Annotated in this window: 21 protein-coding genes; 15 read left to right on the top strand and 6 right to left on the bottom strand. The window is 69.3% G+C overall.

Annotated elements, in window-relative coordinates; translation table 11 throughout:
- The first annotated feature begins 64 nt into the window (after window positions 1-64).
- From ACZ5V4_RS14185 to ACZ5V4_RS14130, 12 genes are all read left to right on the top strand, one after another.
- Window positions 65-2,785: a molybdopterin-dependent aldehyde oxidoreductase gene (locus tag ACZ5V4_RS14185; RefSeq protein ID WP_464315515.1), complete on the top strand. Its 2,721-nt coding sequence runs from the start codon at window positions 65-67 to the stop codon at window positions 2,783-2,785.
- A gap of 92 nt (window positions 2,786-2,877) precedes the next feature.
- Window positions 2,878-5,385 carry a pyridine nucleotide-disulfide oxidoreductase/dicluster-binding protein gene (locus ACZ5V4_RS14180; RefSeq protein ID WP_464315514.1) on the top strand — a complete coding sequence of 836 codons (2,508 nt, stop codon included), beginning with the start codon at window positions 2,878-2,880 and terminating at the stop codon, window positions 5,383-5,385.
- A gap of 1 nt (window position 5,386) precedes the next feature.
- Window positions 5,387-6,064 carry a DVU_1556 family methyltransferase gene (trsM, locus tag ACZ5V4_RS14175; RefSeq protein WP_464315513.1) on the top strand — a complete coding sequence of 226 codons (678 nt, stop codon included), beginning with the start codon at window positions 5,387-5,389 and terminating at the stop codon, window positions 6,062-6,064.
- The gene (locus ACZ5V4_RS14170; protein WP_464315512.1) at window positions 6,061-6,510 is read left to right on the top strand and encodes a DVU_1555 family C-GCAxxG-C-C protein; all 450 of its coding nucleotides are present in this window, start codon (window positions 6,061-6,063) and stop codon (window positions 6,508-6,510) included. Before trsM ends, ACZ5V4_RS14170 begins: the two co-directional genes overlap by 4 nt.
- A 4-nt stretch (window positions 6,511-6,514) precedes the next feature.
- On the top strand, window positions 6,515-7,876 hold the full coding sequence (gene trsS / locus ACZ5V4_RS14165; protein WP_464315511.1) for a radical SAM (seleno)protein TrsS: 1,362 nt from the start codon (window positions 6,515-6,517) through the stop codon (window positions 7,874-7,876).
- Window positions 7,873-8,925, top strand: a complete 1,053-nt coding sequence (locus ACZ5V4_RS14160; RefSeq protein WP_464315510.1) for a DVU_1553 family AMP-dependent CoA ligase — start codon at window positions 7,873-7,875, stop codon at window positions 8,923-8,925. The genes trsS and ACZ5V4_RS14160 overlap by 4 nt, the downstream gene beginning before the upstream one ends.
- Window positions 8,922-9,941: an XdhC family aldehyde oxidoreductase maturation factor gene (locus ACZ5V4_RS14155; RefSeq protein WP_464315509.1), complete on the top strand. Its 1,020-nt coding sequence runs from the start codon at window positions 8,922-8,924 to the stop codon at window positions 9,939-9,941. Before ACZ5V4_RS14160 ends, ACZ5V4_RS14155 begins: the two co-directional genes overlap by 4 nt.
- Window positions 9,938-11,116, top strand: a complete 1,179-nt coding sequence (locus ACZ5V4_RS14150; protein ID WP_464315508.1) for a DVU_1551 family NTP transferase — start codon at window positions 9,938-9,940, stop codon at window positions 11,114-11,116. Before ACZ5V4_RS14155 ends, ACZ5V4_RS14150 begins: the two co-directional genes overlap by 4 nt.
- A complete protein-coding gene (locus ACZ5V4_RS14145; RefSeq protein ID WP_464315507.1) occupies window positions 11,113-11,763 on the top strand; it encodes a histidine phosphatase family protein in 651 nt (216 codons plus the stop codon). The genes ACZ5V4_RS14150 and ACZ5V4_RS14145 overlap by 4 nt, the downstream gene beginning before the upstream one ends.
- A gap of 275 nt (window positions 11,764-12,038) precedes the next feature.
- Complete coding sequence (locus ACZ5V4_RS14140) at window positions 12,039-12,839, top strand: DUF2092 domain-containing protein (RefSeq protein WP_464315506.1); 801 nt, start codon at window positions 12,039-12,041, stop codon at window positions 12,837-12,839.
- The gene (locus ACZ5V4_RS14135; protein WP_464315505.1) at window positions 12,836-13,531 is read left to right on the top strand and encodes a hypothetical protein; all 696 of its coding nucleotides are present in this window, start codon (window positions 12,836-12,838) and stop codon (window positions 13,529-13,531) included. Before ACZ5V4_RS14140 ends, ACZ5V4_RS14135 begins: the two co-directional genes overlap by 4 nt.
- A 54-nt stretch (window positions 13,532-13,585) precedes the next feature.
- Entirely contained in the window at window positions 13,586-14,140 is a 555-nt protein-coding gene (locus ACZ5V4_RS14130; protein WP_464315504.1) for a hypothetical protein, read from the top strand.
- A 144-nt stretch (window positions 14,141-14,284) separates the two neighbouring features.
- Here the strand turns inward: ACZ5V4_RS14130 and ACZ5V4_RS14125 are convergent, their stop codons facing one another.
- The 6 genes from ACZ5V4_RS14125 to ACZ5V4_RS14100 form a co-directional block, all read right to left on the bottom strand.
- A complete protein-coding gene (locus ACZ5V4_RS14125; protein WP_464315503.1) occupies window positions 14,285-14,506 on the bottom strand; it encodes a hypothetical protein in 222 nt (73 codons plus the stop codon).
- Between the two features lie 428 nt (window positions 14,507-14,934).
- Complete coding sequence (locus tag ACZ5V4_RS14120; RefSeq protein ID WP_464315502.1) at window positions 14,935-16,017, bottom strand: tartrate dehydrogenase; 1,083 nt, start codon at window positions 16,015-16,017, stop codon at window positions 14,935-14,937.
- Window positions 16,018-16,039: 22 nt separating this feature from the next.
- Window positions 16,040-16,645, bottom strand: a complete 606-nt coding sequence (gene ttdB, locus ACZ5V4_RS14115) for a L(+)-tartrate dehydratase subunit beta (RefSeq protein WP_464315501.1) — start codon at window positions 16,643-16,645, stop codon at window positions 16,040-16,042.
- Window positions 16,642-17,541 carry a L(+)-tartrate dehydratase subunit alpha gene (gene ttdA / locus ACZ5V4_RS14110; RefSeq protein WP_464315500.1) on the bottom strand — a complete coding sequence of 300 codons (900 nt, stop codon included), beginning with the start codon at window positions 17,539-17,541 and terminating at the stop codon, window positions 16,642-16,644. Before ttdA ends, ttdB begins: the two co-directional genes overlap by 4 nt.
- Before the next feature lie 56 nt (window positions 17,542-17,597).
- Window positions 17,598-18,530, bottom strand: coding sequence for a malate dehydrogenase (mdh, locus tag ACZ5V4_RS14105; RefSeq protein WP_464315499.1), 933 nt, complete (start codon window positions 18,528-18,530; stop codon window positions 17,598-17,600).
- Between the two features lie 28 nt (window positions 18,531-18,558).
- Entirely contained in the window at window positions 18,559-19,992 is a 1,434-nt protein-coding gene (locus tag ACZ5V4_RS14100; protein ID WP_464315498.1) for an anion permease, read from the bottom strand.
- Between the two features lie 183 nt (window positions 19,993-20,175).
- Between ACZ5V4_RS14100 and ACZ5V4_RS14095 the strand changes: the two genes are divergently transcribed.
- From ACZ5V4_RS14095 to kdpA, 3 genes are all read left to right on the top strand, one after another.
- Entirely contained in the window at window positions 20,176-22,065 is a 1,890-nt protein-coding gene (locus ACZ5V4_RS14095) for a sigma 54-interacting transcriptional regulator (protein ID WP_464315497.1), read from the top strand.
- A 189-nt stretch (window positions 22,066-22,254) separates the two neighbouring features.
- Entirely contained in the window at window positions 22,255-22,344 is a 90-nt protein-coding gene (locus tag ACZ5V4_RS14090) for a potassium-transporting ATPase subunit F (protein ID WP_464315496.1), read from the top strand.
- Entirely contained in the window at window positions 22,341-24,119 is a 1,779-nt protein-coding gene (kdpA, locus tag ACZ5V4_RS14085; RefSeq protein WP_464315495.1) for a potassium-transporting ATPase subunit KdpA, read from the top strand. The genes ACZ5V4_RS14090 and kdpA overlap by 4 nt, the downstream gene beginning before the upstream one ends.
- Window positions 24,120-24,126: the final 7 nt, after the last annotated feature.

Genomic DNA, 24,126 nt, shown 5'->3' with positions numbered 1-24,126 from the left:
GCCCCGCCGTCAGGGCGGGGGCGACGACACACAGACCATAACCGATGCGACAAGGAGGCAGGGAATGATCAAGCGCAGTCTCGTCATCAACAACAAGACCCAGAACCTGGTCGTGGACCAGGACGAGACCCTGGCCAACGTCCTGCGCAAGCAGCTCAAGCTCACCGGCACCAAGGTCGGCTGCGGCGAGGGCCAGTGCGGCGCGTGCAACGTGATCGTCAACGGCAAGCTCACGCGCTCCTGCGTGACCAAGATGAAGCGCGTGCCCGACGGCGCCGAGGTCTGGACCGTCGAAGGCCTGGGCCAGCCCGGCAACCTGCACCCGATCCAGCTGGCCTGGATGGTCCACGGCGGCGCGCAGTGCGGCTTCTGCTCGCCGGGCTTCATCGTCTCCTCCAAGGCCCTGCTCGACGCCAACCCGGACCCCACGCGCGAAGAGGTGCGCGACTGGTTCCAGAAGAACCGCAACGCCTGCCGCTGCACCGGGTACAAGCCCCTGGTGGACGCGGTCATGGACGCGGCCAAGGTGCTGCGCGGCCAGATGAAGATGTCCGACCTGGCCTTCAAGCTGCCAAAGGACGGCCGCATCTGGGGCACCAACTTCCCCCGCCCCTCGGCCGAGGCCAAGGTCACGGGCACCTGCGACTACGGCGCGGACCTGGGCGCGAAGATGCCCGAGGGCACCCTGCATTGCGCCCTGGTGCAGGCCACGGTCTCCCACGCCAAGATCAAGGGCATCGACACCTCGGAAGCCCTCAAGATGCCCGGCGTGCACAGCGTGGTCACGCACAAGGACGTCAAGGGCAAGAACCGCATCACCGGGCTGATCACCTTCCCCACCAACAAGGGTGACGGCTGGGACCGCCCGATCCTCTGCGACGAGAAGGTCTTCCAGTACGGCGACGCCATCGCCATCGTCTGCGCCGACACCGAGAAGCAGGCCAAGGCGGCCGCCGCCAAGGTCAAGGTGGACCTGGAGGAACTGCCCGCCTACATGTCCGCCCCGGCGGCCATGGCCGACGACGCCATCGAGATCCACCCCGGCACCCCCAACATCTATTACATCCAGAAGATCGCCAAGGGTGCGGACACCAAGCCCATCTTCGACAAGGCCGACGTGGTGGTGGAGGACGACTTCTACGTGGGACGCCAGCCCCACATGCCCATCGAGCCCGACGTCGGCTTCGCGTACATGAACGAAGAGGGCAAGCTGGTCATCCACTCCAAGTCCATCGGCCTGCACCTGCACCTGTACATGATCGCCCCGGGCCTGGGCATCGAGGCGGACAAGCTGGTCATGGTCCAGAACCCCACGGGCGGCACCTTCGGCTACAAGTTCAGCCCGACCATGGAAGCCCTGGTGGGCGCGGCAGCCCTGGCCACGGGCCGGCCCGTGTTCCTCTGCTACGACTACCACCAGCAGCAGACCTACACGGGCAAGCGCTCGCCCTTCTTCGTCAACGTGCGCTACGCCGCCGACAAGAGCGGCAAGCTCCTGGCCATGGAGTCCGACTGGAGCGTGGACCACGGCCCCTACTCCGAGTTCGGCGACCTGCTCACCCTGCGCGGCGCGCAGTTCATCGGCGCGGGCTACAACATCCCGAGTATCCGGGGCGAGGGCCGCACGGTCTGCACCAACCACGCCTGGGGCTCGGCGTTTCGCGCCTACGGCTCCCCGCAGAGCGAGTTCTCCTCCGAGGTGCTCATGGACGAGCTGGCCGAGAAGCTCGGCATGGACCCCCTGGAGCTGCGTTACGCCAACTGCTACCGCAAGGGCGACAAGACCCCCACGGGCCAGGACCCCGAGGTCTACAGCCTGCCCGAGATGATCGACATCCTGCGGCCCAAGTACCAGGCCGCCCTGGCCAAGGCCAAGAAGGCCTCCACCGCCGGGGTCAAGCGCGGCGTGGGCATCGCGCTGGGCGTGTACGGCGCGGGCCTGGACGGCCCCGACGCCTCCGAGGCGTTCGTGGAACTGAACCCCGACAACACCATCACCATCTTCAACTGCTGGGAGGACCACGGCCAGGGCGCGGACATGGGCACCCTGGGCACGGCCCACGAGGCCCTGCGCCCCATGGGCGTCAGGCCCGACCAGATCAGGCTGGTGATGAACGACACCAGCATGGCCCCCAACTCCGGCCCGGCGGGCGGCAGCCGCTCCCAGGTGATGGTGGGCAAGGCCATCGTGGCGGGCTGCGAGCTGCTCATGGGAGCCATGCGCAAGGCCGACAAGACCTACCGCACCTACGACGAGATGGTGGCCGAGAAGATCCCCACCAAGTACACCGGCAAGTGGACCGCCCCGGCCACCCACTGCGACGAGAACGGCCAGGGCAACCCCTTCAGCTGCTACATGTACGGCGTCTTCATGTGCGAGGCGGCCGTGGAAGTGGCCACCGGCAAGGTCGAGGTGGAGAAGATGACCCTCGTGGCCGACATCGGCACCATCTGCAACAAGCTGGTGGTGGACGGACAGATGTACGGCGGCCTGGCCCAGGGCATCGGCCTGGCCCTGACCGAGGACTTCGAGGACATCAAGAAGCACTCCACCATGGTGGGCGCGGGCTTCCCCTACGCCTCCATGATCCCGGACGACATGGAACTCATCTACGTGGAGACCCCGCGCGAGCACGGTCCCCACGGCGCTTCCGGCGTGGGCGAGCTGCCCCTGACCTGCCCGCACGCGGCCGTGATCAACGCCATATACAACGCCTGCGGCGTGCGCATCACCAAGCTGCCCGCGCTGCCCGAAAAGGTGCTGGCGGGCCTGAAGGCCAAGTAGTACGCTTGAAGTATCCCCAGGTGACGTAAGAAAAGCCTGAAACCGGGGAGCGGGGTCCGTTGACGCCCCGCTCCCCACTTCATGGAAGACGCATGGAACAGAGCCAGCTGCGCGACTGGGAGAGGCGGTGCATCCAGGAGGAGCAGCCCTGGTGCCAGGCGGCGTGCCCGCTGCACGTGGACGTCCGGGCCTTCATGGCCCGCATGGCCTCGGGCGACCCGGACGGTGCGCGCAAGGTTCTGGAAAAGACCATGCCCCTGCCGGGCGTCCTGGGCCTCATTTGCGACCACCCGTGCGAGGCCCGCTGCAAGAGGGCCGAGGCGGGCTCCCCCCTGGCCGTGGGCGAGCTCGAACGCGCCGCGATCCGCCTGGGCAGGCCCGGCCCCAAGCCCTTGGTGCTGCCCTCGAAAGGCAAAAAAGCCGCCGTGTTCGGCGCGGGGCTCGCCGCGCTCGCCTGCGCGTGGGACCTCACGCGCAAGGGCCACGGCGTCACGCTCTTCTGCCCCGGGGCCAAGCCCGGCGGCAGGCTCTCCACCCTTCCCGAATCAATCCTGCCCCCGCAGGCCCTCACCCGCGAAATCGAGCGCCTGGCCGCCATGGGCGTGACCCTGCGCGACGACGGAGGCTATCCATCCGGAATACTTGAAGAGGTTCTGGCCGGCTTCGATGCCGTGTTCGCGGAATGGGGCACTCCCTTCTGCCCGCCCGGGCGCGCCCAGGCCGATCCCGTGACCCTTCAGGCCACGGGATCGCCCGTGTTCTGCGGCGGCTGGCCAGGCGAAGGCGGGCGATTCTCCGCCATGGCCGAGGCCGCCGACGGCAGGCGCGCGGCCTCCTCCATGGACCGGTTGATGGCCGGGGCCTCGCTCACGGCCGAGCGCGACAGGGAAGGCCCCTGCGAGACCAGGCTTTTCACCTCCCTTCAAGGCGTGGAGAGCCTGCCCAGGGTGGAGCCCTCGGGGCCGCAGGGCTACGCGGACGCGGCCGAGGCGGCCCGCGAAGCCGCGCGCTGCCTGGACTGCCAGTGCCTGGAGTGCGTGAAGGCCTGCGCCTACCTCGAGCGCTACAAGGGCTACCCCAAGAAGTACGCCCGCCAGATCTACAACAACGCGGCCATAGTCCAGGGCGTCCACCAGGCCAACAGGATGATCAACTCGTGCAGCCGGTGCGGGCTGTGCGCGCATGTCTGCCCCGAGAACTTCGACATGGGCGCGCTGTGCATGGAGGCGCGCCGCGACATGGTGGCGCGCGGCAAGATGCCCCCCTCGGCCCACGAGTTCGCCCTGGAGGACATGGCCTTCAACTGCGGCCCGGACTTCTTCCTGGCCCGCAACCAGCCCGGGTTCGCGTCCAGCGCGCACCTCTTCTTCCCGGGCTGCCAGCTGGCCTCGTCGTATCCGCACCACGCTGTGAGCGCCTACGCCTTCCTGCGCGAGCGCCTGTCCGGCGGGGTCGGGCTCATGCTCTCCTGCTGCGGCGTCCCTGCCGAGTGGGCCGGGCGCGAGGACCTCTTCGAGGAGGCCGCCGGGCGGATCGTGGAGTCCTGGAAGGCCCTGGGCTCGCCCCGGGTGGTGGCGGCCTGCGCCTCCTGCCTGGCCACGTTCCGGCAGCGCCTGCCCGAGCTTCGCGCGGTCTCGCTCTGGGAGGCCCTGGCCGAGACCGGCCTGCCCGAGGCCCGGGGCGCGCGCCCGCGAGCCCCGGTGGCCGTGCACGACCCCTGCTCGCTTCGCCGCGAGCCCGAGGTGCGCGGCCGTGTGCGCGCGGTGCTGGGCGAGCTCGGCCTCGCCTTCGAGGAGCTTCCCCGGGGCGGGTCCGAGACCGAGTGCTGCGGCTACGGCGGGCTGATGTCCAGCGTGGACCCGGGGCTCGCCCGCGAGCTCGCCCGGCGCAAGGCGGCCGAAAGCCCGCTCGATTACGCCGCGTCCTGCGCCATGTGCCGCGACAGGCTGGCGGCCGAGGGCAAGCGGGCCTGGCACGTGCTCGATTTCGTGTTTGAAGGCCCAGCTCCCGACCCCGCGCTCAAGGGGCCGGGCTTTTCCGAGCGCCACGAGCGCCGGGCCAGGCTGAAAAGGGCGCTCCTCCGGGACGTCTGGGACGAGGCCCCCGAAGAGGCGGGCCAGGCCCCCATGGACCTGGTTTTCGTTCCGGGCGTGGCCGGGATGCTCGAAGACCGGCGCATCCTGGTCGAGGACGCGCGGGCCGTGCTGCGCGCGAGCCTCGGCTCGAACGAAGGTTTCAAGGACCTGGAGACCGGGCGCGTGCTGGCCGTCAACCGCCCGCGCAAGGTGACCTACTGGGTGGAATACTCCCGGGACGGCGGCGCGGCCACGGTGCACCGGGCCTGGAGCCACCGCATGGAAATCCAGCGCGCCTCGGCCGGAGACCCGGGCAGCAATCCGCTGGTCTACCTGCCCGAGTCCGGGCAATGGTCCTGCCTGTGCGGCGAGCCCCTGGTGGCGCGGCCGGTCGAGGCCTCCTACCTGGGCAGCGGGTTCACCATCACCCTGCTGGCCTGCCCGCGCTGCGGCCTGGCCCTGGTGCCCGAGAGCCTGGCAACGGGCAAGATGGCCGAGGTGGAAATGCTCCTGGAGGACAAATAGCGTGCCCGGAACTCGACTGTTCGAGCGCGAGGACTTCCTGCGCGCGGCCGGCCCGGCCCTGAGGCCCGGAGGCACGGCCCTGACCGAGGCCGCCCTGGACCACTGCCGCCTGCCCGAGGGCGCTCCCGTGGCGGACGTGGGCTGCGGGCGCGGGGCGTCGCTGGCGCTTCTTTGCTCCCGGGGGTTTCGCGCCGTGGGCGTGGACCCGTCGCGCGTTCTCCTGGCCGAGGCCCGGGCCTTGGCCCCGGGAGCGCGGCTCGTCTGCGGCGAGGCCGGGAGCCTGCCCCTTCGCGACGGCGTTTTCGCGGCCGTGTTCTGCGAATGCGTGCTCACCCTCACCGCCGACCCGGACGCGGCCCTGGACCAGATGCGGGGCATCCTGGCCCCCGGCGGCTTCCTCGTGCTCTCCGATCTCTATCTGCGCGACCCCGTGGACCACGCCTGCGCCCACGCCCCGGGCTGCGCGTCCGGGGCCGAGGCACGCGCCGTGATCGAGTCGCGCATCTCGAGGGCGGGCTTTCGCCCGCGCGTCTTCGTGGACCACAGCCGCCTGCTGGCGGAGCTGGCGGGCAAGCTCGTGTTCGCGGGCATCCCCCGGCAGTCGCTGGGCGTGTGCGGCGCGTCCGGAGGCAGGCCCGGCTACTACCTGTGCATCGCCCAAAAGGAAGCCCCCGAATGAGCCAATACCTCCTGGACATCCTGCCCCTGGCCGCCAAGGGGTACTGCTGCAGCCAGATCCTGGCGCTGCTCTCGCTTTCGGCCCAGGGCTCCTCGAACCCGGGGCTCGTGCGCGCGCTCGGCGGGCTCTGCCACGGCATGGGCCAGTGCGGCCTGACCTGCGGCGTGCTCACGGGCGGGGCCTGCGTGCTCTCCCATTACCTGGGCAAGGGAGCGGACGACGAATCCCCCTCGGACAAGGCCGACCTTGCAATATCCGAATTCGTGGACTGGTTCACGGCGCGCACCGCCCAATACGGCGGCACAACCTGCGCGGACATCCTGGGCGAGTGCTACCAGGAGAAACCCGACATGAGCCGCTGCGGCGAGCTCATCGGCGAGGCCTGGGGCCAGATCCTGACCATCCTGACCGGGCTCGGCGTGGACCCGTCCGAATCCAGGGAGTAGCCGCGTGCCCGAGGAAGTCCTGGGGACCACCCGCAGCCTGTGCCCGGTGTGTTTGCGCGTGCTGGACGCCGAGCGTGTCCTCTCGGGCGGCGTGGTGCGCCTCGCGCGCTCCTGCCCGGAGCACGGCGAGGCAAGCGCGCCCATCTGGCGCGGCGAGCCCTCCATGGCCTCTTGGAAGCGGCCCAAGAAGCCCTCGCCCCCGACCCCGGACGCGCCCAAGGGCACGGACTGCCCCAGCGGCTGCGGGCTGTGCCCGGAGCACTCCCAGCACACCTGCACGGCCCTGGTGGAGGTCACGGGCCGCTGCGACCTGTGCTGCCCTGTCTGCTTCGCCTCGTCGGGCGCGCACGGTCCGGCCGGGCCGAGCCTTGAGAACCTCGCGCGAAGGTTCGCGGCCATCCGGGCCAGGGCCGGGGCGTGCAACCTCCAGCTCTCGGGCGGCGAGCCCACCACTCGGGGCGACCTCGCGGACGTCGTGCGCGCCGCCCGCGCCGCCGGTTTCGGCTTCGTGCAACTGAACACCAACGGCTTGAGGCTTGCGCGCGAGAACGGCTACGCGCAGGAGCTGGCCCGGGCCGGGCTCTCCTCGGTATTTTTACAGTTCGACGGCTCGGACGCGGCCTGCCTGGCCCTGCGCGGCCGGGCGCTCGCGGACGTGAAGGCCCGGGCGGTCAAGGCCTGCGCGGACGCGGGGCTCGGCGTGGTGCTGGTGCCCACGCTCGTTTTGGGCGTCAACCACGGCCAGTGCTGGGACATCGTGCGCCAGGCCCTCGCCTTCGGCCCGGCCGTGCGCGGGGTGCATTTCCAGCCCATGGCCGCGTTCGGCCGCCACCCGGGCGCGGCCATGCGCGGCCCCACCCTGCCCGAGGTGCTCACGGCCCTCGTCACCCAGTCCGGCGGCGTGCTCGCGGCGGAGCATTTCCACCCGCCCGGGTGCGAGCACGAATTGTGCTCCTTCTCGGGCGTGTTTTTACGCCGGGGGGAGGGGCTCGCGCCCGCGCCCGGCTCCGGGGGCTGCTGCGAGCCGCCCGCGAAAGCGCCCGTGCCCTCGGCCCTGGACGGGGCCAAGGCCTCCCGGGCCTTCACGGCCAGGCAGTGGGCCGCGCCCGGCGAGGCCTCGCGCCAAGCCCCTCCCCTGGCCGACGATTTCGACCGCTTCCTGGCCGAGGCAGGCGCGCACAACCGCTTCAGCATCTCCTGCATGGCCTTCCAGGACGCCTGGAGCGTGGATTTGGAGCGCCTCCGCGGCTGCTGCATCCACGTGGGCGCGCCGGACGGGTCGCTCGTTCCCTTTTGCGCCTACAACCTCACCTCGGCCTCGGGCGAACCGCTGCACCGTGGCCGCCACGGGGAGGACGCCCCGTGAGGAGCCCCCTGGACGCCTGGATCGAACGGCTGACCGGCATAGCCGGGCCGGACCCGGCCGCGCTCAGGCGCTGGCAGGTCGATAAGCTCTTCGCCACGGCGCGCCGGGCAGCGGCCAAGAGCGCCTTCCACGCCGAACGGCTGCGCGACTTCACGGCCCGCGACGCCAAGGGCCGCCCGAGCGTCACGGCCATCCCCATGACCACGGCCCGGCACCTGCGCGACCACGGCGAGAAGATGCTCTGCGTGAGCCTGGGCGACGTGGAGCGCGTGGTCACCCTGAGCACGTCCGGCACCTCGGGGCGGCCCAAGAGGCTCTATTTCACGGCGCAGGAACTCGAGGACACCATGGGTTTCTTCCGCGTGGGCATGTCCACCTTCACGCGCCCGGGCGACACCGTGCTCATCCTCCTGCCCGGGCGCAGGCCGGACGGGGCCTCCGACCTCTTGGCCAGGAGCCTGCCCGGCATCGGCGCTTCGGGCGTGCTCTCGCCCTGGCCGTGGGAGCCCGTGCAGGCCGCTTCCCTGGCCAAAAGCCACGGCGCGTCCTGCCTGGCCATGACCGCCTCCGGGCTCCGCGAGCTGCTGGAGAACGCCCCGGCGCGCAGGGCCGTCGAGGGCCTGGCGCGCACGGCGCTCCTCTCCGGCGAGCCCGTCCCAAGCGAGCTTCGGCGTGACGCCGGGCTTGCGGGCATGGAGGTTTTCGACCACTACGGCCTCACGGAGACGGGCTTCGGCGGCGGCGTCGAGTGCTCGGCCCACGCGGGCTACCATCTGCGCGAGGCCGACCTCATGGTGGAGATCGTGGACCCGCTCACGGGCCAGTCCCTGGCCCACGGCCGCGAGGGCGAGGTGGTGGTCAGCACGCTCTCGCGGCGCGGCATGCCCCTGTTGCGCTACCGCACCGGCGACGTGGCGCGCATGTTGCCCGGCCCCTGCCCGTGCGGAAGCATGCTTGCCCGCCTCGGCCCCGTGGCCGGGCGCATCGAACGAACCCGGGACGGCTTCCAGGTGATCCGGCCCGAAAAAGGAACGGCGAACACCCCATGACGGACATCCTTGCCACGCTTCTCGAATGGACCGGCGCGGGCGCGCCCGTGGCCGTGGCCACCATCGTCACCCACGAGGGCTCCACCCCGCGCTCCGCCGGGGCCAAGATGCTCCTGGACCCGGCCGGGCGCATGGCCGGGACCGTGGGCGGAGGCCTCGTGGAGGCCCGGGTGCTGGAGGCCTGCCGGGAGGCGCTCGGCGGCGGCCCCTCCCGCCTGGTGGACTTCGACCTCACGGGCGAGCTGGCCGCCGGGGCGGACATGATCTGCGGGGGCAGGCTCCGGGTCTTCGTGGAGCGCGTGAGCCCGGGCGAGGAAGCCCGGGTTTTCGCCGAACTGGAAGAGCTTCTGCGCGAGGGCCAGCGCTGCCTGCTGGCCGCCGGGCTCACGGGCGGCGAACGCGCCCTTCTGGCCCAGCCCGGCGGGGAAACCGGCGGGGAATTCCCCGAGTCCGCGGCCCGGGCCCTGCGCGAGGCCGGGCGGTCCATCCAGGCCCCGGTGCTCGTGGAGATCGAGGGCGCGCGCTGGTTCCTGGAACCCTGGACCGGCCCGTCGCCCCTCTACATCGCCGGGGCCGGGCACGTCTCGCGGCCCACGGCGGCCATCGCGGCCATGGCCGGGTTCGCCGTGACCGTCATGGACGACCGCCCCGAGTTCGCCAACGCCCAGCGCTTCCCCCAGGCCGCCATCTCCACCCGGGCCATGGAGACCTGCCTGGAGGGCCTGGACCTGGGCCCGGGCGCGTCGGTGGTCATCGTCACGCGCGGGCACGTGCACGACGCCGTGGTGCTGGCCCAGGCGCTTCGCAGCCAGGCGGGCTACATCGGCATGATCGGCAGCCGCCGCAAGCGCGACGCCCTGTACGAGCGCCTGCGCGGCCAGGGTTTTTCCGACGCGGACTTCGCCCGGGTGCGCTGCCCCATCGGACTTTCCATCGGCGCGCAGACGCCCGAGGAGATAGCGGTGAGCATCGCGGCCGAGCTCATCGAGGCCAGATCCGCCAGGCAGGGCTCGTGAGCCGGGCCGGGCAAGGCCGCATCGCGGCGCTCGTGCCCGCCGCCGGGCTCTCCTCGCGCATGGAGGGCGGCTTCAAGCCGCTCATGCCCCTGTCGGGCTCCACGGTGCTGGGCTGCGTCACCCGGGCGCTCCGCCTGGCGGGCGTGGAGGACATCGTCGCCGTGGCCGGGCACAACGCCCTGGAGGTGCACGCCGAGGCCGCCAGGCTCTTGATCGGCTGCGTGGTCAACCGCGAGTACGAGCGGGGCATGTTCAGCTCGATCCTCACCGGCATCGAAGCCCTGCCAGGCGGCATCGACGCCGTGTTCGTGCTGCCCGTGGACATCCCCCTGGTCCGGCCGCGAACCCTGCGCGCCCTGGGCGAGTGCCTGGGCGACGCGCCCGTCCTCTACCCGAGCTTCCGGGGCGAGCGCGGCCACCCGCCGCTCATCGCCGCCGCCTGCCTGCCCTTCATCAAGGCCTGGAGCGGCGAACAGGGCCTGCGCGGTGCGCTGGACACCCTGGAGGCCCGCCTGGGCGCGCAGGACGTGCCCGTGGCCGACGCCAACATCCTCTTCGACCTGGACACCCAGGAGGACTACCGCGAGGCCCTGCGCCGCGTGCGCGTGCGCCACCGCCCCAGCGTGGAGGAGGCCCTGGCGCTTCTTGAAATAAACGGAGTGAACGAGCGCGGCATGGCCCACGCCCGCGCCGTGGCCCGGGTGGCCCTGTCCCTGGCCAAGGCCCTGGGCGAGGCCAGGGGCTGGCCCATGGACCTGGTGCTGGTGGAGGCGGCCGCGCTGGTGCACGACGTGGCCAAGACCCGCAAGGACCACGAGGCCCTGGGCGGGCGCATCCTGGACGCGGCCGGGTTTCCGGACGCGGCGCGCATCGTTGAGGCGCACCGGGACTTGAGCCTGCCCGCGTCCTCGCCCATCACGGAGCGCGAGGTGGTCTACCTGGCGGACAAGCTGGTCTCCTGCGACAGGCCCGTGAACGTCGCCCGGCGCTTCCAGGAAAAGCTCGACCGCTTCGGGCACGACCCGCGCGCCCGCGCGGCCATCACCGGCAGGCGCGACCGGGCCCTGGCCCTGCTTTCGCGCCTGGAGGCCGAAGCCGGAAAAAACGTGCGCGAGATGCTGGAGCAGGCCGGGCTCTACATCCCCGGAGAGAAGACAGGAGGAGGCGCGCCGTGAGCAAGGACGGCCTCACGCTCCTGCTCATGCGCCACGGGGCCACGGTCAACGAAGCCCCCTGGCGCTTCGTGGGCAGCCGCGACATCGGGCTGAGCGAGGCCGGGCGCGAACAGGCCCGCTCCTGGAGCACGGTCCTGGCCGGGCTTGACCTGGACGCGGCCTGGTGCTCGGACCTTTCTCGCGCCCGCGAGACCGCGAGGCTGGCCCTCGAAGCCAGCAGGATCGAGGTCACGGAGCTGCCCGGCCTGCGCGAACTCACCCTCGGGCAGTGGGAGGGCCTCCAGGTCGAGGAGGTCCGGGAGCGCTTCCCCGGAGCCCACGAGGCGCGCGGCGCGGACCTGGCGAACTACCGGCCCCACGGCGGGGAGAGCTTCGCGGACGTGGCCGCCAGGGCGCTCGAAACGCTTGCGTTCATCCGTGAAAGCGCCTTGCGCCAAGGGGCCGGGCGCGTGCTGGCCGTGGCCCACGCGGGCTTCAACCGCGCGCTCGTCTGCGCGCTTCTGGGCGTCAGCCTTTCCAAGGTCTTCTCCCTGGGCCAGGACCACGCCTGCCTGAACGTCATCCGCCTGGAGCCGGGCCCTCCCGTCCTTAAAGCGCTCAACCTCCCCCCGGGCACCCTGCCCTGGCCCCTGTCCGGGCGGAAGTAGCGCCAGCTCGCGGACGGCGGCGCATCCGCCGTGGCGACACCACTCCTCCCTTGTGTTTTGTCGACAACCCGTGCGATAGAAAGAAGCAGACTTTTCGCGTTGCCTCGAGAGCATTTTGCCGCGCTCCGAATGCATCCGGAGGGACGTTTTCCGGCCGCAACGGCGGATGATGTCGTGGCGCAATCGGCCTGATGGATTCGACATCGTATCGTCGACATCGCACCCATGTGGAGTTCCAATGCTGCCCGGAACGCAGCAACAGCCAGGAGGCATGAATGTTTCATCCAAGAAAAGCGTCTGTATTCATTCTTGTCATCACGGCGATCATTCTCTTTTCAGGACCGGCCGCCGTCGCGAAAGAGAAAAAGAAAGCCGCCCCCGAGTCCGAGCCGGCCGTCGAGGAAAAGGCCCAGCTCATACTGGACAAGACCTGCAAGGCCCTGACGGACCTGAAGGCCTATTCGTTCATGGCCGACGTCACCCTGGACCGCGTCCACGAGGACGGATCGAAGATCCAGGTCGGGCGCAGCATGGACGTGAGCGTCAAACGCCCGGACTCCTTCGCCGTGAACACCGTGGGCGACGACATCCAGGTGCGCAGCGTGTTCGACGGCAAGGAGTTCACCCTGGCCCTGCCCGACCGCAAGATCTACGGACGGATCGAGGCCGCCATGGACACCGATGCGCTCATGGACGTGCTGGCCACGCGCTACCGCATCGAGTCCGCGCTGGGGGACCTGCTCTCCAACAAACCCTGCGCGCAGATGGACCTGAAGGCCGGTTTCTACGTGGGCAAGGCCCGCGTGGGCGGAGCCATGTGCGACCACCTGTTCTTCCAGGGCAAGGACGTGGACTGGCAGCTGTGGGTGGAGGACTCGCCTTCCGCGCTGCCCCGCAAGGTCGTGATCACCGAGAAGAAGCAGTACGGCATGCCGCAGTTCAGCGCGGTCCTCTCCGGCTGGAAGACCGGACCGCCGGCCGAGGGCGCGTTCGCCTTCACTCCGCCCTCGGACTTCACCCGGGACGACGGCGTGATCACCGGCCGCGCCCCGGAAACCAAGCGGGCGCAGCCATGAGCGCGACCGCACCACGCACCGCGCGGGAAAGCCGCCCGCTTTTCCCGCTGATGGTTTCGGCGCTGCTCGCACTTGGGCTCATGCTCTCCGGCGACTGGCTGGTCTTCGCCCTGTCCGCCGAGGCCAGGGGCGGCCGGGGCGGAGGAGGCGGAGGAAGGGTCTCCGCCGGGCCAAGGGGAGGCGTGGCCAGTTCGCCTCGCGGCAACTTCGCCGCCGGGCCAAGGGGCGGGGCCGCCATGACCGGCCCCCGCGGGGGAGCCGCCGTGCGCGGACCGCGCGGAGGCGAGGCCGTGCGCGGACCGCGCGGCAACGCCGCCGCCCGGGGACCCGAAGGAGGAGCAGCGGTGAGAGGCCCCTACAACAGCGCCGTTCGCGGCCCCAACGGAAACGTGGTGGCCGGTCCGCGCGGCAGGGTCGCCCCGCCGCCACCGCCACCTCCGCTGCCCACCCCCGTGCCCGTCCCGGTGCCGGTGCCGGTGGCCCCCGGCTACTACGGCGGCTACTACGGGGGCTACCCCGCCTCGGGCGTGGCCGCCGGGATGGCCCTGGGCGCCATGCTCACGGTGCTGCCCGCCACGGCCATCGCCATATCCAACTCGTCCAAGGAAACCGTCTACATAGTCGAGAACAAGTGCTACAAGGAAGTGTACGAGGGCGGAAAGACCGTGTACAGGGAGATCAGCTGTCCGTAATGCGTAAAACAAACACAACGCCGAGCGACATCATTCAATAACGAGGAGATTTCGATGCGACATGCCTTGCCTGTCCTTGTCCTCACCGCCATCCTGGCCTTCGGCTGCGCCAAGACGGACGGCAAGCCCGGAAAATGGTCCGCGACCACCAACAGCTGGAGCGCCACGGTGGTCGCCCTGGACTACAAGACCCGCTTCGCCACCCTCAAGGACCAGTCCGGCAACGTCTTCACCTTCAGGGTCCGCGACGAGGTGAAGGACCTGGAGAACGTGAAGCCCGGCGACACCGTGGACGTGGAGAGCGTCGAGGCCTACGCCATCTACGTGCGCAAGGCCACGGACGAGCCTTCGCTCAACTACGTGGAGGACGTGGAATACGAATCGCGCGACGGTCTGCCCATGAAGACCGTGGTGGCCTCCATCGAGACCACGGGGCTCATCCTGGCCGTGGACCACGGCGCGCGCGTGGTGGTGCTCAAGTGCGCCGACGGCAAGACGTTGACCATCCGCGTGCCGGACACCGTCAAGAACTTCGACCGGATCAAGGCCGGGGACGAGGTCGTCACGCGCTACACGCACAACACCGTGTATTCGGTGAAGAAGAAGTAGCCCTGCCGCCCGGCGTCGGACGGCGGTGAACCAGTCAGCCGGTTTCGGTGCCGCGCACCGAAACCGGCTGCTTTTTGATGCGCCCGGTTCGCGCAAGCGCGGAGACGGCGCACGCCCGGCGGCAGCGGCCCCAAGGCGGGCGGGTCACTCGGTCAGGAGCCAGGCCAGCGCCTGCGGTTCGTCCGGGAAGACCATGATGTCCACGCCACGGTTCCTCGCGACCGTCTCGGCGAAGCGGTTGATCGCCCCGGCCCTGGTGAAGGCGGCGATCCTGTATGGCGACAGGAAAGCCTCGGCCAGGCGGACGCCCGAGAAATACCGCGTCATCTCCGACTCGCACAGGATGTACTCCTTCAAATCAAGCAACAGCTTCCTGGCTTTTCTTTTCTCGCACTCGTGCTTTATCGCATCTATCAAAATGCAAGCACTGTCCTCCGTCCAATCCCCAGACACGGAAAACTTCAGGTAATCTCCACGATCAGAAACCATGATTGACGCATTCATCTTTGTTCCGGCAAGCTCCTCTCAGGATTATAAATTCAGCCTGGGCCGATAAACTAGTTCCGGACGGGTTGTAAACAGCAAAAGAAAAAAAGGCCGCGAAGCGTGCCGGAAAACCGTTCACGCCGCGCGGCCCCACGTCCGTTCCCCCGGCCCGGCCCGCCTGGCCGGACGGCGAGCCTTTTCTGGTGTGGCGTCCACAAAACAAATGCTCATCTATTTTGTGGATAACAAGCTGAAACAACTACCCTTGTCCTTGAAAAAACAAATCCGGTTTTTTCTAGGACGCGGCCTTAGCCCTTGGCCAGCTTGTTCACCTTTTCGATCAGGGCGTCCGTCACCTGCGTGGTGCTGGCCTTGCCGCCCAGGTCCGGGGTGAGGGCCTTGGCCTCGGAGGTCACGGCCGTGATCGCTCCCTCGATGAGCTCCCCTGCGCGCTTCTCGCCCAGAAAGTCCAGCATCATGGCCCCGCTCCAGGCCATGGCGATGGGGTTGGCGATGCCCTTGCCGTAGATGTCCGGGGCCGAGCCGTGCACGGGCTCGAACATGGAGGGGTAGCGCCGCTCCGGGTCGATGTTGCCGCTGGCCGAGAGGCCCAGGCTTCCGGTGATGGCCCCGCCGATGTCGGTGAGGATGTCGCCGAAGAGGTTGGAGGCCACCACCACGTCCAGGCTCTCGGGCTTGAGCACGAAGCGGGCGGACAGGGCGTCCACGAGCATGCGCTCGGTCTTCACGTCGGGGTATTCGCGGGCCACCTCGTCGAAGATCTGGTCCCAGAAGGTCAGGGTGTGCTTCTGGGCGTTGGACTTGGTGGCGTGGGTCAGGAGCTTGCGCGGGCGCGAGCGGGCCAGTTCGAAGGCGTAGCGGATCACGCGCTCGACTCCCGTGCGGGTGAAGACCGAGGTCTCCACGGCCAGTTCCATGGGCTGGCCCGGGTGCATGCGCCCGCCCGCCCCGGCGTATTCGCCCTCGGTGTTCTCGCGCACGGTGATGATGTCGATGTCGCCGGGCTTCTTGTCCTTGAGGGGGCTCGGCACGCCGGGCAGGAGCTTGTTGGGGCGCAGGCAGATGTACTGGTCGAAGCCCAGGCGGATTTTGATCAGAAGCCCGTGCAGGGAGATGTCGTCCGGCACCAGTTCGGGATAGCCCACGGCCCCGAAGTAGATGGCGTCGAAGCCCTTGAGGGTCTCCAGGCCGTCGTCGGCCATCATCCTGCCGTGCTCCAGGTAGTATTCGCAGCCCCAGGGGAAGTACTCGTACTCCAGGGCGAAGTTGCCGCAAGCGGCGGCGGCCGCGTCCAGCACGCGCACGCCCTCGGGGGCCAGTTCCTTGCCGATGCCGTCGCCGGGAATCACCGCGATCTTGTATTTCTTCACGTCGTTTCTCCTGTGAGTGCAGCTATTTGATGAACCGCACCTGGCGGTTGATGTCCTCGATGATGGGCAGCTTCTTCTCGTTGAACTGGGCCTTGTTGGCCTCGAAGAGGTTGCCGCCGTGGGTGTCGATGGAGATGATCAGCGGCCCGAAGCCCTTCACGCGCGAGACCCAGAGGGCCTCGGGCATGCCCAGGTCCTGCCATTCCACGCGCTCGATCTCCTCCACCTCGGTGGCGGCCAGCACCGCGCACCCGCCCGGGAACACCGCGTGCAGGGCCTTGTGGCGCTTGCAGGCCTCGGCCGTGGCCGCGCCCATGCCGCCCTTGCCGATGATCAGCTTCACGCCCGTGCGCTCGATGAACTGGTCCTCGAAGGCCTCCATGCGCATGCTGGTGGTGGGGCCGATGGAGATCATCTTCCAGGCGTCGCCGTCCTTGGCCACGATGGGCCCGGCGTGGAAGATGGCCAGGCCCGCGAGGTCCACGGGCAGCTCGCGCCCGAGCTCGATCAGCCTGCGGTGGCCCACGTCCCGGCAGGTGACCAGGTGGCCGTCCAGGTACACCACGTCGCCCACGCGCAAAGACTCGATGTCCTCGGACTTGATGGGTGTGGTCAGGACCTTTTTCACAGCACGGCCTCCTTGTGCGAGAGTATTTCGTAGGACAGGTCCGGGGCGATGCGGATGGTCCCGCGCCTGTGCGCCCAGCAGCCCACGGACACGCCCACGCCGATGGTGGAGGGGTGCCTGGCCGAGGACTCGATGTGCACGCCGAGCACAGTGGAGTTGCCCGAGAGGCCCTGGGGGCCGAGGCCCACTTCGTTCAGACCCTTTTCCAGAAGGAGCTCCATCTCGGCCGCGCGCGGGTCGGGGTGGCGGGTGCCTATGGGGCGCAGGATGGCCTTCTTGGAGAGGAGCGCGGCCGTCTCCACGGACGTGGACACGCCGACCCCCACCAGGAGCGGCGGGCAGGCGTTCACGCCGTACGAGGTGATCACGTCGAACACGAACTGCACCACTCCCTCGTAGCCTGCCGAGGGCATGAGCACCTTGGCCGCGCCGGGCAGGCTGCACCCGCCGCCCGCCATGTAGACCTCGATGACGGCCGAGTCGCCGTCGCCGTCGATCTCCCAGTCGATCCAGGGCACGCGGGTGCCGGTGTTGTCGCCGGTGTTCTTCTCGATGAACGTCTCCACCGCGTTGTGGCGCAGGGGGGCGTCCTTGGTGGCCTGGCGCACGGCGTCGGCCAGGATGCCGGGCAGGTCGCCAAGCAGCGGGAAGTTCGCCCCGGCGCGCACGAAGTACTGGATCACGCCGGTGTCCTGGCAGCAGGGCCGGTCGAGCTTGTCGGCGGCCTCGAGGTTGTCGAACATGGAGTCGTAGACCACGCGGGACAAGGGGCTGTCCTCGCCCTCGCGCAGCTGGGCCAGCTTGTCCAGCACGTCCTGGGGCAGGCGCTTGCCCACGTATCCGGTGAATCTGGCCATGATGCCGGTCAGGGACCGCCGGGCCTCTTGCTTGTCCATTCGCAAGCTCCTCCTACTTGTCTGTGCGCCCATGGAGCGCGTTGGGGGCAAGGCCCTCAGCAGGCCTCGCCTATCGTCTCAAGCTGCTTGCGTATCTTCTCGGCGCTCCTGGCCAGGGCCTGGCTCTCGTCGCCGGTCAGCTCGATCTGCCTGATCTCCTCCACGCCGTTGGCCCCGAGCTTCACGGGCACGCCCACGAAGGCCCCGTTGATGCCGTATTCGCCGGTGAGCAGCGTGGCGCAGGGCAGGATCTTCTTCTTGTCCATGACCACGGCCGAGACCATCTGGGTCACGGCCGAGGCCGGGGCGTAGAAGGCGCTGGTCTGCATGAGCCTAATTATCTCGGCCCCGCCGTCGCGGGTGCGGCTGACCAGCTCCTCGATCTTCTCCGGGGGCAGAAGCTCCGTGATGGGCACGCCCGCCACGGTGGAGTAGCGCGGCACGGGCACCATGTCCTCGCCGTGCTCGCCGAGCACCATGGCGTGCACGTTCTCCACCGAGACATTGAGCTCCTTGGAGATGAAGTACTGGAAGCGGCAGGCGTCCAGCACCCCGGCCATTCCGGTCACGCGGGTGCGTGGTATCTGGCCCGCGCGCATGGCCACGTGGCACATGACGTTCAGCGGGTTGCTCACGATGATGTAGAACGCGTACGGGCTGAAGTGCGCGGCCTTGGACACGCACTCGCGCACGATGTCCGCGTTGATGCGCAGGAGGTCGTCGCGGGTCATGCCCTCCTTGCGCGTGGCCCCGGCCGTGATGATCACGATCTCGGAGTTGCGGCTCTGCTCCAGGTCCTCGCCGGAGATGCACACGGGTTCGAGCAGGTCCACGGGGCTCGCCTCCAGGATGTCCAGGGCCACGCCCTGTGCCTTGCCCGGGTTGCGGTCCACCAGGACCACCTTCTTGCAGAGCTTGCGCTCGATGAGCCGCCTGGTGACGGCTCCGCCGACGTTTCCCGCGCCGAAGACAGTGATTTTCCCGTTCATGCGGTTGCCTCCATGAGTCCGCCCGGGCCTAGGGCGCGAGCATCAGCAGGTAGGGGAAGTTGATGCCCACCAGCGCGCCGATGAAGATCACGCCGAAGACGAAGCCCAGGGTCCAGAATTCCTTGCGGGTGATGTAGCCGCACCCGTAGTACACCGGGCTCGGCCCCGTGGCGTAGGGGGTGAGGATGCCCATGAGGCCCAGGGTGGCGCAGATGAGGATGGAGAAGGTCTTCATGGGGATGCCGGGGATGCTCATGGCCGTGGCCAGGATCACGGGCAAGAGCGCCGTGGTGTGGGCGGTCAGGCTCGCGAACATGTAGTGGATGAAGAAGAAGAGCAGCACCAATGCGATCATCAGGGCGTTGACCGAGAACCCGGACATGGCCCCGGCGGCCAGGGCCGCGAACCACTTCAGGAAGCCCACCTTGGCCAGGCCGTCGGCCAGGGCGACCAGGGTTCCGAACCAGCAGAGCACGTTCCAGGCGGTCTTGTGCCCGATGATGTCCTCCCAGGTGACCACCTTGGTCAGGATCATCAGCGACAGGGCCATGAGAGCCACGGTGGTGGCGTCGAAAAGCTTGGGCCCGAAGATCCAGAGCAGCAGGGCGAACAGGGCCAGACCGGCCATGATCAGTTCCCTGGCGGTGACGGGGCCCATCTTGGAGAGCTCCGCTCCGGCCCACTTGGGGGCGTCCTCGCTGCGTTTGATCTCGGGCGGATAGATCACGTAGATCAGGTACGGCAGGGTGATGAACAAGAGGATGCAGGCCGGGGCCAGGGCCGTGAACCACTCGGTCCAGCCCACGGTCATCTTGGTGGTCTTCTCGAGGATCGAGAGCGCCAGCAGGTTCGGGGCCAGGGCCGTCAGGAACATGGTGCTGGTGACGCAGGTGGTGGCCAGGGCGGTCCACATCAGGTAGCCGCCGATCTTGCGCGCCCCGCTCTCGGGCGTGGAGCCGTAGAGCGGCGGGATGTTCTTGATGATCGGGAAGATCACGCCCGCGCTACGCGCCGTGTTGGAGGGCGTGAACGGGGCCAGGGTCAGGTCGGCCAGGGCCACGGCGTAGCCCAGGCCCAGGGTGCTCTTGCCGAGCTTTTTTATGAGGATGAGCGAGATGCGCTTGCCGAGCCCCGTCTTCTCGTAGCCCATGGCGAACATGAAGGCCACGAAGATGAGCCAGACCGTGTTGTTGGAGAAGCCGGACAAGGCCCAGCGCACGGCGTCCGAGGTGGTGGGCGCGGCGTTGGGCTGGGCGGGCACGAGGTTCAGGGCCGCGGCCAGGGTGATGCCCATGAGCCCTGCCGCGGCGGCCGGGATGGGCTCCAGCACCAGCGCGGTGATCACGGCCACGAACAGGGCGAAGTATTGCCACGCGTAGGGTTGCAGGCCCTGGGGCGTCGGGACGAGCCAGAGGGCCACCCCGACGATCACGGGCAGGACCGCCTTCCAGTTCAACTTCATGTGCTGCTCCTTTTGTTTGCCGGTTCTTGGGCGTGTCGCGGATGCTCAAGGCCCGGAAAGCAGAAATCGTTCCAGAAGTATCAATGAATTATTTTAGTATGTTATACACTTGGCTGCTCCGGATGAGACGATTATGTTGCATCTTGTCTTAAAACGTCTCATCATGTTGCACGAGTGAAACAAATGAACACCATCGCCTTTATCGCCCTGAACGAACGTATGCTGGAGACGGCCCGCCAGGTCCTGGTGCGCGAGCACCCGGACGTGATCCTGGCCGAGGGCCTCATGGCCGGGGCCGCCGACACCGCCAGGACCCTGGCCGCCGCCGGGGTGGAGGTGGTCATCTCGCGCGGGGCCACGGCGCGCTGCGTCCGCGCGGCCCTGCCCGACCTCTCCGTGGTGGACGTCTCCACCTCCGGGCTCGACCTGCTCTCGGCCATCCACAAGGCCAGCCTGCGCGCCAGGCGCGTGGCGGTGGTGGCCTTCCCGCCCATGTCCGACGGGGCCTTGGAGATCGGGGCCATGCTCGGCGTGGACGTGCGCTCCTACGAATGGCGCGAGGAGGAGGACATCGCCTCCACGGTGCTCAGGGCCAGGGACGACGGGGCGGACATCGTGGTGGGCGGCTACATCATGGCGCTCATCGCGGGCAGGCTCGGCGTGCCCTGCCAGCCGGTGGAGACAGGCCCGAGGGGCATCCTCGCCGCGGTCAACGAGGCCAAGCGCATCGTACACGGCAGAAGCGTGGAAAAGGCCAAGAGCTCCCTCATGCGCGCGGTGCTCACCTCCACGGACAACGGCATCGTGGCCGTGGACCGCCGGGGCGTGGTCACGGTGTTCAACCCCGTGGCCGTGAGGCTTTTGCGCCTGACCGAGGCCGACGCCCTGGGCAGGCCCGTGGCCCAGGTCTGGCCCAAGTCCGGCCTGGAGCGGGTGCTCGTTTCCGGGCGCGAGGAGGCGGGGCAGATAAAGCGCGTGTTCGACCAGGAGATCATGTGCAGCGCGGCCCCGGTCACCGTGGGCGGCGAGACCGTGGGCGCGGTGGCCACCTTCCACGACGTGCGTCAGATCCAGAAGATGGAGGCCACGGTGCGCAGGCGCATCATGGCCTCCGGCCACGTGGCGGGCTCGCGCTTCCAGGACGTGGTGGGCTCGAGCCCGGCGCTGCGCAAGGCCATCGCCATGGGCATGGACTACGCGCGCACCTCGGCCACGGTGCTCATCCACGGCGAGACCGGCACCGGCAAGGAGCTCTTCGCCCAGGGCGTGCACAACGCCAGCGCCAGGAGCGGCGGGCCGTTCGTGGCCGTGAACTGCGCCGCCCTGCCCGGGCAGCTGCTCGAAAGCGAGCTCTTCGGCTACGAGCCCGGGGCCTTCACCGGGGCCAGCCAGAAGGGCAAGCCCGGGCTCTTCGAGCTGGCCCACGGCGGGACGATATTTCTCGACGAGATCGCGGAGATGGAGCCCTCCACCCAGGGCAAACTCCTGCGCGTGCTCCAGGAGAAGAAGGTCATGCGCCTGGGCAGCGACCAGGTGATCCACGTGGACGTGCGCGTGGTGGCCGCCAGCAACAAGGACCTGGGCAGGCTGGTGGCGGACGGGCGCTTCCGCGACGACCTCTTCTACCGGCTGAACGTGCTGCGCCTGCGCCTGCCGCCCCTGCGCGCGAGGCCGGAGGACATCCCGGAGCTGGCCGCGCGCTTCCTGGCCCAGGCCTCGGGGCGGCCCGGCAAGTACTCGCTGCCGGACGGGGCCATCGAGGCCCTGCGCGCGCACCCCTGGCCGGGCAACGTGCGCGAGTTGCAGAACGTCATGGCCCGGGTGGCGGCCACGCACCACGAGCACGCCGTCACCCCGGAGCTTCTGAGGACCCTGCTGGATCAGGCCCCGCAGCCCCAAACACAGGCGGGGCAGGGCCGGGACGAGCCCGGGCCGGGCCTGCCTCCCGAGGAGGAGCGCATCCGCGACGCCCTGGCCGGGGCGGGCGGGCGCGTGGGCGAGGCCGCCAGGCTCCTGGGCGTGAGCCGCTCCACGCTTTGGCGCAGGATGCGCGCGCTGCGGGGGGGGGCGTAGCCTCTCCCCGGCAACACTTTTTTTACGCCCCCGCCCCCGGTCTTTACACCTTCTTTACGCGCCCCTGCTTATCTTCGCTCCATCGACTCCCAAGGAGGAACCGATGGACATCCTTCTCGTCGCCCTCATCCTGGCCCTGGTCTTCGGGCTTTTCGGCCTGATCGCCGCGATCTCCCGCCTGGAGGGAAAATGACCATGGACGCCCTGGCCCTGACGATAACGGCCGCCCTGTTCGTGTACCTGCTGGCGGCCCTGTGCAAACCGGAGTGGTTCGAATGAACGTCACCGACATCATCCAGTATCTGTTTTTCCTGGCCCTGCTGCTCGGCGCGTCCTGGCCCCTGGGCCTGTACATGGCCCGGGTCTACCAGGACCAGCCCTGCGGCTTGAGCCGCGTGCTCGGCCCCGTGGAGCGCCTGCTCTACCGGCTGTGCCGGGCGGACGCGGACGCGGAGATGGACTGGAAAACCTACGCCGTGGCCGTGGCCGCCTTCAACGCCCTGGGGCTCCTGGCGGCCTACGCCCTGCAACGCCTCCAGGGCGTGCTGCCGGAGAACCCGGCCGGGCTCCCCGGGGTGGACCCCTTCGTGGCGCTGAACACCGCCGTGAGCTTCGCCACAAACACCAACTGGCAGGCCTACGGCGGCGAGACCACCATGAGCCACCTCACCCAGATGGCGGCGCTCACCGTGCAGAACTTCGTCTCCGCCGCCACGGGCATGGCCGTGATGGCCGCCTTCATCCGCGGGCTCTCGCGCCGCGAGACCGACAGGCTGGGCAACTTCTGGCGCGACCTCACCCGGTCCACGCTCTACGTGCTGCTGCCTTTGTCCGTGGCGCTCTCCCTGGCGCTCATCTGGCAGGGCGTGCCCCAGACTCTGGAGGGCTCGGCCACGGCCAAACTCCTGGAGCCCGTGGCCTACGAAGCTCCCGTGCTGAACGGCTCTGGTAGGCCGGTCCTGGGAGAGGACGGCAAGCCCAGGACCGAACCGGCCACGCAGGCGCTACAGACCATCGCGCTCGGCCCCGTGGCCTCCCAGGTGGCCATCAAGCAGCTGGGCACCAACGGCGGCGGCTTCTACAACACCAACTCCGCCCATCCCCTGGAGAACCCCACGCCGCTGACCAACCTGCTCGAGATGCTGGCCATCCTGCTCATCCCGGCGGCGCTGTGCCACACCTTCGGGATCATGGCGGGCGACCGGCGGCAGGGCTTCGCGGTGCTGGCGGCCATGACCATCCTGTTCGCCGGGTTCGCCCTGTTGACGATCCAGGCGGAATCCTCGGCCAACCCGCTCCTGACCCAGGCCGGGGCCGCGCCCGCGCCCAGCCTGGAGGGCAAGGAGGTGCGCTTCGGCGTCGCGGGCTCCGCCCTGTGGGCCGCCGTGACCACGGCCGCGTCCAACGGCTCGGTGAACTCCATGCACGACAGCTTCACCCCGCTTGGCGGGATGTGGCCCATGCTCCTCATGCAACTGGGCGAGGTCGTCTACGGCGGCGTGGGCTCGGGGCTCTACGGGATGCTCGTGTTCGCGGTGGTCACCGTGTTCGTGGCCGGGCTCATGGTCGGGCGCACGCCCGAATACCTGGGCAAGAAGATCGAGCCCTTCGAGACCAAGATGGCCGCGCTGGTGATCCTGATCCCGCCTTTCCTGTGCCTGATGGGCACGGCCCTGGCCAGCGTGATGGGTCCGCCCGACGCCATCCCGAACCCCGGGCCGCACGGATTCAGCGAGGTGCTCTACGCGTTCTCGTCCATGGGCAACAACAACGGCAGCGCCTTCGCCGGGCTCACCGCCACCTCGCCCTTCTGGACCATCGCCGGGGCCGTGGCCATGTTCGGCTCGCGCTACTGGCTGATCGTCCCCGTGCTGGCCCTGGCCGGGTCGCTGGCGCGCAAGAAGCGCCTGCGCGAAGGCCCCGGCACCCTGCCCACCCACGGCCCCGTGTTCGTGGCCCTGCTCATGGCCGTGGTGCTGGTGGTGGGCGCGCTCACCTTCGTCCCCGCGCTCGCCCTCGGCCCCGTGGCCGAGCACCTGGCGCTCTTCAGATAGCGAGGTT

The organism is Fundidesulfovibrio sp. YSD1, from assembly GCF_055397115.1.
The sequence above is the reverse complement of the archived record's forward strand: the minus strand, read 5'-3'. Positions and strand labels throughout refer to the sequence as shown.

Excerpts from the sequence above, each read along its gene's own strand:
- ACZ5V4_RS14185 (WP_464315515.1), top strand. The coding sequence starts at position 65 with ATGATCAAGCGCAGTCTCGTCATCAACAACAAGACCCAGAACCTGGTC.
- ACZ5V4_RS14180 (WP_464315514.1), top strand. The coding sequence starts at position 2,878 with ATGGAACAGAGCCAGCTGCGCGACTGGGAGAGGCGGTGCATCCAGGAG.
- ACZ5V4_RS14170 (WP_464315512.1), top strand. The coding sequence starts at position 6,061 with ATGAGCCAATACCTCCTGGACATCCTGCCCCTGGCCGCCAAGGGGTAC.
- ACZ5V4_RS14155 (WP_464315509.1), top strand. The coding sequence starts at position 8,922 with ATGACGGACATCCTTGCCACGCTTCTCGAATGGACCGGCGCGGGCGCG.
- ACZ5V4_RS14140 (WP_464315506.1), top strand. The coding sequence starts at position 12,039 with ATGTTTCATCCAAGAAAAGCGTCTGTATTCATTCTTGTCATCACGGCG.
- ACZ5V4_RS14135 (WP_464315505.1), top strand. The coding sequence starts at position 12,836 with ATGAGCGCGACCGCACCACGCACCGCGCGGGAAAGCCGCCCGCTTTTC.
- ACZ5V4_RS14130 (WP_464315504.1), top strand. The coding sequence starts at position 13,586 with ATGCGACATGCCTTGCCTGTCCTTGTCCTCACCGCCATCCTGGCCTTC.
- ttdA (WP_464315500.1), bottom strand. The coding sequence starts at position 17,541 with ATGGACAAGCAAGAGGCCCGGCGGTCCCTGACCGGCATCATGGCCAGA.
- mdh (WP_464315499.1), bottom strand. The coding sequence starts at position 18,530 with ATGAACGGGAAAATCACTGTCTTCGGCGCGGGAAACGTCGGCGGAGCC.
- ACZ5V4_RS14100 (WP_464315498.1), bottom strand. The coding sequence starts at position 19,992 with ATGAAGTTGAACTGGAAGGCGGTCCTGCCCGTGATCGTCGGGGTGGCC.
- ACZ5V4_RS14095 (WP_464315497.1), top strand. The coding sequence starts at position 20,176 with ATGAACACCATCGCCTTTATCGCCCTGAACGAACGTATGCTGGAGACG.
- ACZ5V4_RS14090 (WP_464315496.1), top strand. The coding sequence starts at position 22,255 with ATGACCATGGACGCCCTGGCCCTGACGATAACGGCCGCCCTGTTCGTG.
- kdpA (WP_464315495.1), top strand. The coding sequence starts at position 22,341 with ATGAACGTCACCGACATCATCCAGTATCTGTTTTTCCTGGCCCTGCTG.